The sequence below is a fragment of the Pseudomonas fluorescens genome, from assembly GCF_000967965.1.
Classification (GTDB): domain Bacteria; phylum Pseudomonadota; class Gammaproteobacteria; order Pseudomonadales; family Pseudomonadaceae; genus Aquipseudomonas; species Aquipseudomonas grandcourensis.
In genome coordinates, this window is the sequence record NZ_LACC01000004.1 from 18,448 (window position 1) to 33,131 (window position 14,684).

At 59.2% G+C, this 14,684-nt stretch carries 13 protein-coding genes; 10 read left to right on the forward strand and 3 right to left on the reverse strand.

What is annotated here, in order from left to right; all coding sequences use genetic code 11:
- Positions 1-46 precede the first annotated feature (46 nt).
- The 3 genes from VC35_RS02450 (at position 47) to VC35_RS02455 (ending at position 4,021) form a co-directional block, all read left to right on the forward strand.
- On the forward strand, positions 47-1,336 hold the full coding sequence (locus VC35_RS02450) for a M18 family aminopeptidase (RefSeq protein WP_008048366.1): 1,290 nt from the start codon (positions 47-49) through the stop codon (positions 1,334-1,336).
- A 267-nt stretch (positions 1,337-1,603) separates the two neighbouring features.
- Positions 1,604-1,780 (forward strand): hypothetical protein, encoded by a 177-nt coding sequence (locus VC35_RS29415; RefSeq protein ID WP_008048365.1) that lies wholly within the window; start codon positions 1,604-1,606, stop codon positions 1,778-1,780.
- Between the two features lie 126 nt (positions 1,781-1,906).
- Positions 1,907-4,021 (forward strand): mechanosensitive ion channel family protein, encoded by a 2,115-nt coding sequence (locus VC35_RS02455; protein ID WP_259674419.1) that lies wholly within the window; start codon positions 1,907-1,909, stop codon positions 4,019-4,021.
- A gap of 45 nt (positions 4,022-4,066) precedes the next feature.
- Here the strand turns inward: VC35_RS02455 and VC35_RS02460 are convergent, their stop codons facing one another.
- On the reverse strand, positions 4,067-4,609 hold the full coding sequence (locus VC35_RS02460) for a hypothetical protein (RefSeq protein WP_046037590.1): 543 nt from the start codon (positions 4,607-4,609) through the stop codon (positions 4,067-4,069).
- A 203-nt stretch (positions 4,610-4,812) separates the two neighbouring features.
- Positions 4,813-5,526: a UTRA domain-containing protein gene (locus VC35_RS02465; protein ID WP_046037591.1), complete on the reverse strand. Its 714-nt coding sequence runs from the start codon at positions 5,524-5,526 to the stop codon at positions 4,813-4,815.
- A gap of 362 nt (positions 5,527-5,888) precedes the next feature.
- On the opposite strand from VC35_RS02465, the gene VC35_RS02470 reads away from it, so the two are divergent.
- The 6 genes from VC35_RS02470 (at position 5,889) to VC35_RS02495 (ending at position 11,320) form a co-directional block, all read left to right on the forward strand.
- Positions 5,889-6,953, forward strand: a complete 1,065-nt coding sequence (locus VC35_RS02470; RefSeq protein ID WP_046037592.1) for an ABC transporter substrate-binding protein — start codon at positions 5,889-5,891, stop codon at positions 6,951-6,953.
- Positions 6,954-7,132: 179 nt separating this feature from the next.
- Positions 7,133-7,939: an alkaline phosphatase family protein gene (locus VC35_RS02475; protein WP_046037593.1), complete on the forward strand. Its 807-nt coding sequence runs from the start codon at positions 7,133-7,135 to the stop codon at positions 7,937-7,939.
- On the forward strand, positions 7,936-8,781 hold the full coding sequence (locus VC35_RS02480; protein WP_046037594.1) for an ABC transporter permease: 846 nt from the start codon (positions 7,936-7,938) through the stop codon (positions 8,779-8,781). The genes VC35_RS02475 and VC35_RS02480 overlap by 4 nt, the downstream gene beginning before the upstream one ends.
- A complete protein-coding gene (locus tag VC35_RS02485; protein ID WP_046037595.1) occupies positions 8,768-9,568 on the forward strand; it encodes an ABC transporter permease in 801 nt (266 codons plus the stop codon). The genes VC35_RS02480 and VC35_RS02485 overlap by 14 nt, the downstream gene beginning before the upstream one ends.
- Positions 9,565-10,554, forward strand: a complete 990-nt coding sequence (locus VC35_RS02490; RefSeq protein ID WP_046037596.1) for an ABC transporter ATP-binding protein — start codon at positions 9,565-9,567, stop codon at positions 10,552-10,554. Before VC35_RS02485 ends, VC35_RS02490 begins: the two co-directional genes overlap by 4 nt.
- Positions 10,555-10,666: 112 nt before the next feature.
- Positions 10,667-11,320, forward strand: a complete 654-nt coding sequence (locus VC35_RS02495; RefSeq protein WP_046037597.1) for an HAD family hydrolase — start codon at positions 10,667-10,669, stop codon at positions 11,318-11,320.
- A gap of 170 nt (positions 11,321-11,490) precedes the next feature.
- Here VC35_RS02495 and VC35_RS02500 read toward each other — a convergent pair whose 3' ends face one another.
- A complete protein-coding gene (locus VC35_RS02500; protein ID WP_046037598.1) occupies positions 11,491-12,453 on the reverse strand; it encodes a zinc-binding dehydrogenase in 963 nt (320 codons plus the stop codon).
- 138 nt (positions 12,454-12,591) lie between these two features.
- On the opposite strand from VC35_RS02500, the gene VC35_RS02505 reads away from it, so the two are divergent.
- The gene (locus tag VC35_RS02505) at positions 12,592-14,673 is read left to right on the forward strand and encodes a carboxy terminal-processing peptidase (RefSeq protein WP_185754729.1); all 2,082 of its coding nucleotides are present in this window, start codon (positions 12,592-12,594) and stop codon (positions 14,671-14,673) included.
- Positions 14,674-14,684: the final 11 nt, after the last annotated feature.

The window sequence follows — 14,684 nt, forward strand, 5'->3', positions numbered from 1 at the left end:
CAAGCCAATACGTTAAACTGGCGCCACTGCTGTCTGGAGCTACTTTATGCGCGAAGAGTTGAACCAAGGCCTGATCGATTTCCTCAAGGCCTCCCCTACCCCGTTCCATGCCACCGCCAGCCTTGTTCAGCGCCTGGAAGCGGCGGGCTATCAACGTCTCGACGAGCGTGAGCCGTGGAACACCGAAGCCAACGGTCGATACTACGTCACCCGTAATGACTCTTCGATTGTCGCGATCAAGATGGGCCGCCATTCACCGTTGCACGGTGGCATTCGCCTGGTCGGCGCCCACACCGACAGCCCGTGCCTGCGGGTCAAGCCGCAACCGGAGCTGCAACGCCAGGGTTTCTGGCAACTGGGTGTCGAAGTCTATGGCGGCGCTCTACTGGCGCCATGGTTCGACCGTGACCTGTCCCTGGCCGGCCGCGTAACCTTCCGTCGCGACGGCAAGGTCGAAAGCCAGTTGATCGACTTCAAGGCTCCCGTTGCGATCATTCCGAACCTGGCGATTCACCTCAACCGTGAAGCCAACATGGGCTGGGCCATCAACGCCCAGACCGAACTGCCGCCGATCCTCGCGCAGTTTGCCGGTGACGAGCGCGTGGACTTCCGCGCGGTGCTCACCGATCAACTGGCCCGCGAACACGGCCTGAACGCTGACGTGGTGCTCGATTACGAGTTGAGCTTCTACGACACCCAAAGCGCTGCGGTCATTGGCCTGCATGGCGACTTCATCGCCGGTGCGCGTCTGGACAACCTGCTGTCGTGCTACGCCGGCCTGCAAGCGCTGCTAACCGCCGACACCGACGAAACCTGCGTGCTGGTCTGCAACGACCACGAAGAAGTCGGTTCCTGCTCGGCCTGCGGTGCCGACGGCCCGATGCTTGAGCAAACCTTGCGTCGCCTGCTGCCTGAAGGTGATGAATTCGTACGCACCATTCAGAAATCCCTGCTGGTTTCGGCTGACAACGCCCACGGCGTGCATCCGAACTACGCCGACAAACACGACGCCAACCACGGTCCGAAACTCAACGCCGGCCCGGTGATCAAGGTCAACAGCAACCAGCGCTACGCCACCAACAGCGAAACCGCCGGGTTCTTCCGTCACCTGTGCATGGCTGAAGAAGTGCCGGTGCAAAGCTTCGTGGTGCGCAGCGACATGGGCTGTGGTTCGACCATCGGCCCGATCACCGCCAGCCACCTGGGCGTGCGCACCGTGGACATCGGCCTGCCGACGTTCGCCATGCACTCGATCCGCGAACTGTGCGGCAGCCATGACCTGGCGCATCTGGTCAAGGTATTGAGCGCGTTCTACACGTGCCGCGAGTTGCCGTAAATCTGATGCAATGAGGGACTCATGTGGCGAGGGGGCTTGCCCCCGTTGGGCTGCGCAGCAGCCCCAAGCATTTCTGTCAGACAGACTACATTGGCAGGATTTGCGACCGCTTCGCGGTCGAACGGGGCGGTGCGGCGCTCCGACAAGCCCCCTCGCCACAAAAGCTCGCTGACCATGCAGCATCCATGACTCACTTCTGATACATATCACACCGGCCGCATCAAAAGCGGCCTAGACTTCAAGTATCCCTTCGACAAGGCTGTCTCCATGATTTCGATGTCTACCTTCCACGCCATGCTGATTCCGATTCTTGCCGGGATGCTCCTGCTGGCCGTCGGCTTCAACTTTCGCGATAAAAATGCCGGCGTGTTTGCCATGTGGATCGGCATGCTGACCATTCTCGCGACCGTGGTGATCAAGATCCTCGCCAAACTCAACGAATAATTCATCGCCCTTGGCTCGCATTGATTTTGATGGGCTCGTACACTCGGTCGATCCGCTCCCTGCGAGGTTGACCGCCTAGTGTTCGCTCGTCTTTTTGCCCTCCCGTGTATTGTCCTTGTCTGCCTGATGACGCTGCTATCAGTAGCGCCTGCCCAGGCGGCCGGCCTGCCAGGCCTGCTCAACAACCAGGCCAAGGCGCAGCCCGAAGCACAGGTACCGCTGGGGCAATCCCTGGACGAAGTGATCAAGTCACTGGAAAACGACCAGCAACGCAGCAAGCTGCTGGCCGACCTGAAAAAACTCCGTGACACCACCAAACAGGCCCAGCCGATTACCGAAGAAGGTGTGCTGGGCCTGATTGGCGGAACCCTGGCCAATTTCGAGAAGAAGTTTTCCGGCGACGACAGTCCCCTCACACGCTGGTCCAGTGAGTTCGATCAGGCCAGGGAAGAACTGGTGGCGCTGGCGCTGCCGGCCAATGAATGGCTGCCCATGCTGTTCGCCTTCGCCATGATCCTGATGGTCTGGAGCCTGCTGGCCGCCACCCTGATCTGGATCAGCCACCGCGTGCGGATGCGTTTCGGCCTGACCGAAGAACTACCGCAGCATCCCCGGGCCCTGGACATGTTGCGTTTTGCGCTGCGCAAACTCGGACCATGGCTGATCGCCCTGGTGATCACGGTCTACATGAGCTACGCCCTGCCCTCGTCCCTGGGCAAGAGCCTGGCGATGGTGCTGGCCTATGCACTGGTGGTCGGCACCTGCTTCTCGGCCATCTGCGTGATTGCCTTTTCCCTGCTCGACGGCCCACACCGTCACCGCGCCTTGTACATCCTGCGGCACCAGGCGTTTCGGCCGCTGTGGCTGATCGGCAGCTTCGCCGCGTTTGGCGAAGCCCTGAGCGATCCGCAACTGGTCAACAGCCTCGGCAGCCATCTGGCCCACACCGCCGCGACCGTTGCCAATGTCCTGGCCGCGCTCTCCACGGGGCGCTTCATCCTGCGCTTCCGCCGGCCGATCGCCCACCTGATCCGCAATCAGCCGCTGTCCCGTCGCCTGACCCGCCGCGCCCTCAACGACACCCTGTCGATTCTCGGCACCTTCTGGTACGTGCCGGCGCTGGTGCTGGTGGCCATCTCGCTCTTCGCAACGTTCATTTCTGCTGGCGACACCAGCACCGCCCTGCGCCAGTCGCTGATCTGTACCGTCTTGCTGGTGCTGTGCATGGTCATCAACGGCCTGGTACGCCGCCACGCCCTCAAACCCCAGCAAGGCATACGGCGTTACGCCGTGTATTCGGAACGGCTGAAAAACTTCTTCTACACCATCGTCCATCTGTTGGTGTGGCTGGCTTTCATCGAACTCGGTCTGCGAGTCTGGGGCATGTCGTTGATCCGCTTTACCGAAGGTGATGGCCACGAAGTCAGCGTCAAACTGTTCAGCCTCGCCGGCACGCTGCTGTTCGCCTGGCTGATCTGGATTCTCAGCGACACGGCCGTGCATCATGCTCTGACCCGCTCGCGCAAAGGCCTGGCCAACGCCCGCGCGCAGACGATGATGCCGCTGATCCGCAATGTGCTGTTCATAGCGATTTTTATCGTCGCGCTGATTGTCGCCCTGGCGAACATGGGCATGAACGTCACGCCCTTGCTGGCCGGTGCCGGTGTGATCGGTCTGGCCATCGGTTTTGGTGCACAATCGCTGGTAGCCGACCTGATTACCGGGTTGTTCATCATCATCGAAGACTCCCTGGCCATCGACGACTACGTGGATGTCGGCGGCCACCTCGGCACAGTCGAAGGCCTGACCATCCGCACCGTGCGCCTGCGGGACATCGACGGCATCGTCCACACCATTCCGTTCAGTGAAATCAAAAGCATCAAGAACTACTCCCGGGAATTCGGCTACGCGATCTTCCGGGTAGCGGTGCCGGCCAACATGGACATCGACAACGCCATCAAACTGATGCGCGAAGTCGGCCAGAAAATGCGCACCGATCCGCTGCAGCGACGCAATATCTGGTCGCCGCTGGAGTTCCAGGGGGTGGAAAGTTTCGAGTCGGGCAACGCCATCCTTCGCGCCCGTTTCAAGACCGCGCCGATCAAGCAGTGGGAAGTGTCGCGAGCGTTCAACCTGTCACTCAAACGGCACATGGATGAAGCCGGGATGGATCTGGCTATGCCGCGGATGAGTGTGCAGGTGGTTACCCCAGGCATAAACACGGGCGAACAACAGCAATAACAGTGAGTAGCAGCCCTGAAACCAGGGCTGCTGTTGCTGCGATAATTATCGTGCAACACCTCGTTTTTCAATCGTTAACTCAATTGGCGCATAGATGGTTGTATCAGGAGCATCGAGGCGGCGGTATCTCCAAGCCCCTTCCTCCATCGCCAAATAGGTGCCGTTGCCTTTCTTGTCTAACCTCGGCACCGCTAGAATAAAATTATATTCCACATCTTGATCATCAAATGCATCTTCACCGGCGAATTCCTGCTGCACCCGATACCAATCAATAGTGCGCAGGTATATATATTGTACATCTTCAGAAAAATCATTCAACGTCACGACACGACTTTCGGCACTCATCAAATCAAAAACATTTGAACTGTCCGACACCTGAAGATATCCCGAGTCCGGCGAATCAATATCTTTTCCGGCATATTCCCCATCCACCACCGAAATCATGTAGTGACCGGAAAAAAACTGAAAATGCAACTTGGTTGGAACCGATGGCAAGGAACGTGTCAGAAGACGTTCAGACTCTACAATCACCGATCGCCCGTGGATTTTCATAGTCGCGATAAACGACAACCCTGTACTGTTATACATACTATATCCTTATTCTCTAACAACTCCATTAGTGCGCCGACCGGCACACCCACAGCAAATATACAGCGACCCTAAAAAGACGCCAGCCAATATAAAACCAATAATTATCACTATATGTATATCACACAGGAAAAATCTCTAAGCACAAACATAACAACCAACGACTTACCACCAAGAAAAACCATTTATTACTTAAACTAAAATCAACTTACATCAACCCCCACATGAATCGCATCATGCCGCCAGAACTCCAGATCACAGTCGATCAAGCGTTCATGCTGGTCATAGTTGACCCGGGCAATCTGCAGGCCCGGGCTGCCCACCGAAACTTTCAACGCCGCCGCCGCTTCCACCGACAACGCCGTGGGCACAATCTCGAAGCGCACCCGCCCGTAGTGCAGGTCGTAATGCCGCGCATACAACTCGGTGATCGACTGATTCAAATCGAAATCGAGAATCCCCGGAAAGTACTGCGGGTTGAGATAGTGCTCTACATACAGCACCAGCCGCCCATCAATTCGCCGTGAGCGGCAGATCTGGATCACGCTCGACAGCGCCGGCAATTGCAACCAGGCACACACCGCCGCCGATGCCGGTTGCAATCGCGCCGAAATCACCTCGGTGGACGGCACCCGCCCCTGGGCGCTGACCATCGCGTGAAAGTGGCTGCGTTGCATGAGGTTGTAGGCCAGGCGTGGCGGCGAGACGAACCAGCCACGACGCTCCTCACGATAAATCTGCCCGTGTGATTCCAACTGCAACAGCGCCTCACGCAAAGTGATCCGCGTGGTGCCGAACAATTCACTGAGCTTGCGCTCGGCCGGCAATTTGCTGCCGGGGGTCAACAGTCCGTGGTCGATCTGCTCCTGAAGCACCTGGCCGATGGCTGTTACCGCTTTTGTTGCCTCTTCACGCATCAACGTTTCCTTTCTGGACTAGACCAGCACCATTTCAGGGCAGAACCACAGCGTAAACCGGCTCATTCAATAGTCTGCAAGCGTAGGCAGCGCAGATGACCGAGATGTGACAAAGCCGCCCAACGGTCGCCATTCTCTGGCCTCAACAACCTGCAATTCATCGGCCAAGTCCCTGCCCTCCGGGGCCTTGACCATGGTCTACGCTTAGCAGGCCAGTCGCGATACCGCTGAACAAAAAGTCATTCCGGGCGACGAACGACATCAAAGTGTCATCCAGCCCCCTTAAATTGGCTCAGGTATTGCTGACCTAGACCAACACGAACCGCAATCGTAGCGTTGAACACGACCCAAGGAGCTTCGGAATGAAAAAGCTTTTCCTGGCATCACTGTTAGGCTCGACCATCGCAATGTGTACCGCCGCCATGGCGGCCGATGATCTGAAAACCCTGGAAGCCGCTGCAAAAGCGGAAGGCGCCGTCAACAGCGTCGGTATGCCCAATGACTGGGCCAACTGGGCCGGCACCTGGAAAGACCTGAGCGACAAGTACGGCCTCAAGCACATCGACACCGACATGAGCTCCGCCCAGGAGATCGCCAAGTTCGCCGCGGAAAAAGACAACGCCAGCGCCGACATCGGCGACGTGGGTGCAGCGTTCGGCCCGATCGCGGTCAAGCAAGGCGTGGTCCAGCCCTACAAGCCTTCGACCTGGGATCAGGTTCCAGCCTGGGCCAAGGACAAGGACGGCAACTGGGCACTGGCCTACACCGGCACCATCGCTTTCATCGTCAACAAGAAGTTGCTGCACGGTTCCGACGCCCCAACCAAGTGGGCTGACCTCAAGGGCGGTAAATACAAGGTTTCCATCGGTGACGTGAGCACCGCGGCCCAGGCCGCCAACGGCGTGCTGGCTGCGGCACTGGCCAACGGTGGCGACGAGAAAAACCTCAAGCCTGCCCTGGATCTGTTCGCCGACATCGCCAAGCAAGGTCGCCTGTCGATGTCCAACCCGACGATCGCCACCATGGAAAAAGGCGAAATCGAAGTCGGCGTGGTCTGGGACTTCAACGGCCTGAGCTACAAGGCCAAGATGGCCAACCCGGATGACTACGTGGTGCTGATCCCGTCCGATGGCTCGGTGATCTCCGGCTACACCACCATCATCAACAAGTATGCGAAAAACCCGAACGCCGCCAAGCTGGCCCGGGAATACATCTTCAGCGACGCCGGCCAGATCAACCTGGCCAAGGGCAATGCCCGTCCGATCCGTGCCGAACACCTGACCCTGCCAGCCGAGGTGCAGGCCAAGCTGCTGCCTAACGAGCAGTACAAGAAGGTCACGCCGATCAAGGACGCGGATGCCTGGGAAAAGACCTCCAAGGCCCTTCCTCAGAAGTGGCAGGAAGAAGTCATCATCAATATGCAGTAACCGGCTAGATCCCCATTTCGGGATCTGATGGAGATCCAAATGTGGGAGCGAGCCTGCTCGCGATGGCGGACTGACAGTCGACAACGATGTGACTGTTCCTCAGCCTTCGCGAGCAGGCTCGCTCCCACAAGGGATTGATTGCGTACTTGAATCATCTGTTTCACGGAGTCATCGCCCCTATGAAGCACAACGTCATCCTTGTCGTGCTCGACGGCCTCAACTACGAGGTCGCCCGCCACGCTATGGGGCATCTGCAGGCTTATGCCGGTGCAGGACGTGCCGCACTCTACAAACTGGAGTGCGAGTTGCCAGCCCTGTCCCGCCCGCTGTACGAATGTATCCTGACCGGCGTTCCGCCCATCGACAGCGGTATTGTCCACAACAACGTTTCGCGCCTGTCCAACCAGCGCAGCATCTATCACTACGCCACCGACGCCGGTCTCGTGACTGCGGCGGCGGCTTATCACTGGGTCAGCGAACTGTACAACCGTTCGCCCTTCGTGGCGGCCCGGGATCGTCACACCAATGACCCGCAACTGCCGATCCAGCACGGGCATTTCTACTGGAGCGATCACTACCCGGATTCGCACCTGTTCGCCGACGCCGAAAACCTGCGCCTGCGCCACACGCCGAACTTTTTGCTGATCCACCCGATGAACATCGACGACGCTGGGCACAAGCACGGCCTCGACACCCCGCAGTACCGCAACAGCGCCCGCTCGGCCGACATCATCCTGGCCGACTACCTGCAAGGCTGGCTCGATGCCGGCTATCAGGTGCTGGTCACCGCCGACCACGGCATGAACAACGACCGCTCCCACAACGGCCTGCTGCCGGAAGAACGTGAAGTGCCGCTGTTCGTTCTCGGTGACGCGTTCAGCCTCGACGCCAGTGCCGCCCCGAAACAGACCGAGATCTGCGGCACCGTCTGCCAGCTGCTCGGCGTGCCCCACGACAAACCGGTCTGCCGGGAGCTGTTGAAATGAGTTCCATGACCCGCAGCAAATGGCTGGCAGTCTTATGCCTGGTCCCGTTCGCGCTGTTCTTCATCGTGTTCGAGATCGCACCGCTGACCTGGGTGATGATCAACAGCCTGCAGTCGGAAGAGTTCGGCTGGGGCCTCGCCAATTTCAGCAAAATCTTCAGCTCGAAGTTTTACCTGCAGGCCATCCAGTACAGCCTTGAGATCAGCTTCTGGTCCAGCGTGTTCGGGATCGTCATCGCGATACTGGGCGCCTACTCCCTGCGTCGGGTCGATTCGAAACTGCGCAACTTCGTCAACGCCTTCGCCAACATGACCAGCAACTTCGCCGGTGTGCCCCTGGCCTTCGCGTTCATCATATTGCTCGGCTTCAACGGCAGCTTCACCATCATGCTCAAGCAGGCCGGAATCATTCAGGACTTCAACCTGTACTCGAAAACCGGGCTGATCATTCTCTACACCTACTTCCAGATTCCCCTCGGCGTGCTGCTGCTGTACCCAGCGTTCGATGCGCTGCGCGAAGACTGGCGCGAGTCCGCTGCGCTACTCGGCGCCGACGGCTGGCAGTACTGGCGACACATCGGCTTGCCGGTGTTGACGCCGGCACTGTTGGGCACCTTTGTGATCCTGCTGGCCAACGCCCTCGGTGCCTACGCCACGGTGTACGCCTTGACCACCGGCAACTTCAACGTGCTGACGATCCGCATCGCGGCGATGGTGTCCGGTGACATTTCCCTGGACCCGAACCTGGCCAGCGCCCTGGCCGTGGTGCTGGTGGCCTTGATGACCCTGGTGACCATCGTGCATCAGTTGCTGTTGAAGAGGAGCTACCATGTCTCGCGCTGAACTGGGGCCCACCGGTGTCTATCACCGCGTCGTGGTGTACCTGCTGTTTGCCATCCTGCTGTTGCCGCTGGCCGGCACGCTGATCTACTCGATCGCCAGCAGTTGGTCGGCGACCGTCCTGCCCAGCGGTTTCACCCTCAAGTGGTACATCCAGCTGTGGAGCGATCCGCGCTTCCTGAATGCGTTCGGGCAATCGCTGCTGGTCTGCGTTGGCTCGCTGATTCTTTCGGTGGTGCTGATTCTGCCGCTGCTGTTCGTGGTGCATTACCACTTCCCGAAACTCGACGCGCTGATGAACATCCTGATCCTGCTGCCCTTCGCCGTGCCGCCGGTGGTGTCGTCGGTGGGGCTGTTGCAGCTCTACGGTTCCGGACCGTTCGCCATGGTCGGGACGCCGTGGATCCTGATCGGTTGCTACTTCACCGTGGCGCTGCCGTTCATGTACCGGGCGATCACCAACAACCTGCAGGCGATCAACCTGCGCGACCTGATGGACGCCGCCCAGTTGCTCGGCGCCAGCACCTGGCAAGCCGCCTTCCTGGTGGTACTGCCGAACCTGCGCAAAGGACTGATGGTGGCGTTGCTGCTGTCGTTCTCGTTCCTGTTCGGTGAGTTCGTGTTCGCCAACATTCTGGTCGGTACCCGCTACGAAACCCTGCAGGTCTATCTCAACAACATGCGCAACAGCAGCGGCCATTTCACCAGTGCGTTGGTGATTTCCTACTTCTTCTTTGTGCTGGTTCTGACCTGGATTGCCAATATCTTGAACAGGGACAAAAGCGAATGAGCTATGTCAGCGTCCAACATCTTCAGAAAAGCTTCGCGGGCACCACGGTATTCAGCGACATCAATTGCGAAATCCAGAAAGGTGAATTCGTCACCCTGCTCGGCCCGTCCGGTTGCGGCAAATCCACCCTGCTGCGCTGCATCGCCGGCCTGACCTCGGTGGATGGCGGCAAGATCCTGCTCGACGGCCAGGACATCGTGCCGGTGAGCCCGCAGAAACGCGGGATCGGCATGGTGTTCCAGAGCTATGCGCTGTTCCCCAACATGACCGTAGAGCAAAACGTCGCCTTCGGCCTGCGCATGCAAAAGGTCAATGCCGACGACAGCCGCAAACGCGTCGCCGAAGTGCTGAAACTGGTGGAACTCAATGATTTTGCCGCGCGCTACCCGCATCAGCTTTCGGGAGGCCAGTGCCAGCGCGTCGCCCTCGCCCGCTCCCTGGTGACCCGGCCACGCCTGTTGTTGCTGGATGAGCCGTTGTCGGCCCTCGACGCGCGGATTCGCAAGCATCTGCGTGAACAGATTCGTCAGATCCAGCGCGAACTGGGCCTGACCACGATTTTCGTCACACACGATCAGGAAGAAGCCCTGACCATGTCTGACCGGATTTTCCTGATGAATCAGGGAAAAATCGTACAAAGCGGCGACGCCGAAACCCTCTACACCGCACCGGTGGATGTGTTCGCCGCCGGTTTCATCGGCAACTACAACCTGCTGGATGCCGACAGCGCTTCGAAGCTGTTGCAGCGTCCGATCAGCAAGCGCATCGCCATTCGCCCGGAAGCCATCGAACTGAGCCTTAACGGCGAACTGGACGCACAGATACGCAGCCACAGCCTGCTGGGCAACGTGATTCGCTACCGGGTCGAAGCCCGGGGCGTGGAATTGGTGGTGGATGTGCTGAACCGCTCGGCGGCCGACCTGCATCCCGATGGTCAGCGCCTGGCGCTTTCCATCGATCCGACGGCCCTGTGTGAGGTAGCTTGAAGGCAGCTGCAAGTTTCAAGCTGCAAGCTTCAAGTTGTAGACTGCTGACCACCTAAATCCAATTCTTGCAGCTTGCAGCTTGAAGCTTGCAGCTGTTCTCAGAGAGAACCCGATGGCCCTGGCAATTTTTGATCTGGACGAAACCCTGATCCACGGCGACTGCGCCTCACTGTGGAGCGAGCAAATGGTCCGCCTCGGCTGGGTCGATGGCGAATCGTTCCTGCGTCGCGACAAGGAGTTGATGGATGCCTACGGCAGGGGCCATCTGGCCATGGAGGACTACATGGCCTTCAGCCTGGAACCGTTGATTGGTCGTACGCCTGAAGAAGTCGCGCACCTGGTTGGTCCGTGGGTGGAGGACTACATCGAGCCGATCATTTTCAGTGACGCCACCAAAGCCATCGCGGCGCACCGCAAGGCCGGCGACCGGATACTGGTGATCTCGGCCTCGGGCACCCATCTGGTCGCCCCCATCGCCGAGCGCCTGGGCATCGACGAGATTCTCGGCATCGAACTGGAAGTGGCCCATGGCGCTTACACCGGCCATACCGTTGGCACCCTGACCTACCGCGAAGGCAAGATCACCCGCTTGCTGGAGTGGCTGGATGCAGAGGAGGAAAACCTCGAAGGCGCGAGCTTCTATTCCGACTCACGCAATGACCTGCCGCTGTTGCTGAAGGTGGATTTTCCACATGTGGTCAACCCGGATCCGGTGTTGCGCGAGCAGGCTGAAAAGGCGGGCTGGCTGATCCACGACTGGAAATAGTGCGGATCTCCCCTGTGGCGAGGGAGCTTGCTCCCGCTGGGCCGCGAAGCGGCCCTAAAATCAGTCACTGTGGCTAGTCAGGCAAAACCGGTTTTCAGGTTTTGCGGCTGCTTCGCAACCGAGCGGGAGCAAGCTCCCTCGCCACAATGGCTCCCACAGGTTCAGTGTTGTCAGCTCAGGCTTTCATCAATCACCAACACCACCTTCCCCGCCACGGTATTACTCGCCAGCTCGGCAAACGCCGCCTCGGCATCCTTGATCGGGAATGTCCTGGCCAGTTGCGGGCTCAATCGCCCCTCGGCGAACAACGGCCACACGTGCTGGCTCAAATCACTGAACAGATCCGCCTTGAACTGATCATCCCGGCTGCGTAGGGTCGAGCCCAGCAACTGCACGCGCTTGGCCAGCACCTGGGCCAGGTCGAGTTTGGCCTCACGGCCGCCCATCAGACCGATCAACACCCAACGGCCGTCCTGCGCCAGCAACTTGAGGTTCAACGCCGCGTAATTGCCGCCCACCGGGTCGAGAATCACGTCGAACGGCCCCAGATCCTGCAGGCTCTCCAGGTCACCGTTACGCACCACCCCGCCTTGGGCGCCCAGCGCTTCGCAGTACGCCAACCGGCCGGCGGAGCCGACGCTGACCCAACAGGGGTTACCAAAGGCCTTGCACAGCTGAATGGCCGCTGAACCAATTCCACTTGCCCCGGCATGCAGAAGCACTTTCTGACCCGGTTTGAGCGCAGCCAGTTGAAACAAATTCAACCAGACTGTTGCATAAACTTCAGGCAATGCCGCCGCCTCGACCAGTGACACTCCGTCGGGAACCGCCAGCACATGCCGCCCGTCGACTACCACCTCTTCGGCCATCCCGCCCCCGGCCAGCAAGGCGCACACCCGATCGCCAACCTGCCAGGAGGACCCGGCGCCAACCTCGCTGATGACCCCCGAGCACTCTAGACCAAGCACTTGACTGGCCCCCGGTGGTGGCGGGTAAAGACCGGCTTTCTGCAATAAATCGGCGCGATTGAGACCCGCTGCCGACACTCGGATGCGAACTTGCCCTACATCGCATGTAGGACTCGGCTCATCAACCCACACCACTTGACCGTCAACGCCTTGCAATGCTTTCACAGTGCCTCCATAGTGAGTCTGGACTGAGCCCGAAGCTATAGCGCCGGGCTTTTTGCATTATGCGACCGGCTCCCAAAGAGCCGGCGACTTCAAAGACGGCCTAATATGCGTTATCAATTGTCCCCGCGTCGAATCAGCATGAAGCATCTGTTCCCCAGCACTGCCCTCGCCTTGTTCATCGGTATCGGCTTGCTGCCGATGTCGGGCAATACATTCGCAGCCAATAGCTGGGACAAGCTTCAACCCGATCGTGACGAAGTGATCGCCAGCCTGAACGTCGTGGAGTTGCTCAAGCGCCACCACTACAGCAAGCCGCCACTCGATGACGCACGCTCGGTAATCATCTACGACAGCTACCTCAAGCTGCTGGATCCGTCGCGCAGCTACTTCATGGCCAGCGACATTGCCGAATTCGACAAGTGGAAGACGCAGTTCGACGATTTCCTCAAGAGCGGCGACCTGAACGCCGGGTTCACCATCTACAAGCGCTACCTGGACCGCGTCAAGGCGCGTCTGGACTTCGCCCTTGCCGAGTTGAACAAGGGTGTCGACAAGATCGACTTCACCACCAAGGAAACCTTGCTGATCGATCGCAAGGACGCCCCTTGGCTCAAATCCACCGCAGAACTCGACGACCTGTGGCGCAAACGCGTCAAGGACGAAGTCCTGCGTCAGAAGATCGCCGGCAAGGATTCCAAGCAGATCCAGGAAACCCTGACCAAGCGCTACAAGAATCAGTTGGCGCGCCTGGACCAGACCCGCTCGGAAGACATCTTCCAGGCGTACATCAACACCTTCGCCATGTCCTACGACCCGCACACCAACTATCTGTCGCCGGATAACGCGGAGAACTTCGACATCAACATGAGCCTGTCCCTCGAGGGCATCGGTGCCGTGTTGCAGAGCGATAACGACCAGGTGAAAGTCGTGCGCCTGGTGCCGGCGGGGCCGGCGGACAAGACCAAGCAGGTCGCACCGGCCGACAAGATCATCGGTGTTGCCCAGGGCAACAAGGAAATGGTCGACGTCGTGGGCTGGCGCCTGGACGAAGTGGTCAAGCTGATCCGTGGTCCGAAGGGCACCGTGGTGCGCCTGGAAGTCATCCCGGCCAGCAATGCCCCGAACGACCAGACCACCAAGATCGTGCCGATCACCCGTGAAGCGGTGAAGCTCGAAGATCAGGCCGTGAAGAAATCGGTCTTGAACCTCAAGCAGGACGGCAAGGACTACAAGCTCGGCGTCATCGAGATCCCGGCGTTCTATCTGGACTTCAAGGCCTTCCGTGCCGGCGACCCGGATTACAAGAGCACCACCCGCGACGTCAAGAAGCTGCTGACCGAGTTGCAGAAAGATAAAGTCGACGGCGTGGTCATCGACTTGCGCAACAACGGCGGCGGCTCCTTGCAAGAGGCTACCGAACTGACAAGCCTGTTCATCGACAAAGGTCCGACCGTGCTCGTGCGTAACGCCGATGGCCGGGTCGATGTCCTGGAAGATGAAAACCCGGGCGCGTTCTACAAGGGCCCGATGGCGTTGCTGGTCAACCGCCTGTCCGCCTCGGCTTCGGAGATTTTTGCCGGCGCCATGCAGGACTACCATCGCGCACTGATCATCGGCGGCCAGACCTTCGGCAAAGGCACCGTGCAGACCATTCAGCCGCTCAACCATGGCGAACTGAAACTGACCCTGGCCAAGTTCTACCGGGTTTCCGGGCAGAGCACCCAGCATCAGGGCGTCTTGCCGGACATCGATTACCCGTCGATCATCGACACCAAGGAAATCGGTGAAAGCGCCCTGCCGGAAGCCATGCCGTGGGACACCATCAAGGCGGCAATCAAGCCTTCGGTCGACCCGTTCAAGCCGTACATTTCGCAGCTCCAGTCCGAGCATGACGTGCGTACGGCCAAAGACGCGGAGTTCGTGTTCATCCGCGACAAACTGGCCCTGGCGCAGAAACTGATGGCCGAGAAAACCGTCAGCCTCAATGAATTCGACCGTCGTGCCCAGCACGCTGACATCGAAGCCAAACAGCTGGCCATGGAAAACATCCGTCGCAAGGCCAAGGGCGAAGAACCGCTCAAAGAGCTGAAGAAAGAAGACGAGGACGCCATTGCGGCCGAGGAAGACAAGACCAAACCGGAAGACGACGCCTACCTCAGCGAAACAGGGCGGATTCTGCTGGACTACCTGAAACTCAACACGGCAGTGGCCAAGCACTGAGTTTGTGCAAA

Bases quoted from the DNA above. Each gene is read 5' to 3' on its own strand.
- VC35_RS02450 (WP_008048366.1), top strand. From the start codon at position 47: ATGCGCGAAGAGTTGAACCAAGGCCTGATCGATTTCCTCAAGGCCTCC.
- VC35_RS29415 (WP_008048365.1), top strand. From the start codon at position 1,604: ATGATTTCGATGTCTACCTTCCACGCCATGCTGATTCCGATTCTTGCC.
- VC35_RS02455 (WP_259674419.1), top strand. From the start codon at position 1,907: ATGACGCTGCTATCAGTAGCGCCTGCCCAGGCGGCCGGCCTGCCAGGC.
- VC35_RS02460 (WP_046037590.1), bottom strand. From the start codon at position 4,609: ATGTATAACAGTACAGGGTTGTCGTTTATCGCGACTATGAAAATCCAC.
- VC35_RS02465 (WP_046037591.1), bottom strand. From the start codon at position 5,526: ATGCGTGAAGAGGCAACAAAAGCGGTAACAGCCATCGGCCAGGTGCTT.
- VC35_RS02470 (WP_046037592.1), top strand. From the start codon at position 5,889: ATGAAAAAGCTTTTCCTGGCATCACTGTTAGGCTCGACCATCGCAATG.
- VC35_RS02475 (WP_046037593.1), top strand. From the start codon at position 7,133: ATGAAGCACAACGTCATCCTTGTCGTGCTCGACGGCCTCAACTACGAG.
- VC35_RS02480 (WP_046037594.1), top strand. From the start codon at position 7,936: ATGAGTTCCATGACCCGCAGCAAATGGCTGGCAGTCTTATGCCTGGTC.
- VC35_RS02485 (WP_046037595.1), top strand. From the start codon at position 8,768: ATGTCTCGCGCTGAACTGGGGCCCACCGGTGTCTATCACCGCGTCGTG.
- VC35_RS02490 (WP_046037596.1), top strand. From the start codon at position 9,565: ATGAGCTATGTCAGCGTCCAACATCTTCAGAAAAGCTTCGCGGGCACC.
- VC35_RS02495 (WP_046037597.1), top strand. From the start codon at position 10,667: ATGGCCCTGGCAATTTTTGATCTGGACGAAACCCTGATCCACGGCGAC.
- VC35_RS02505 (WP_185754729.1), top strand. From the start codon at position 12,592: ATGAAGCATCTGTTCCCCAGCACTGCCCTCGCCTTGTTCATCGGTATC.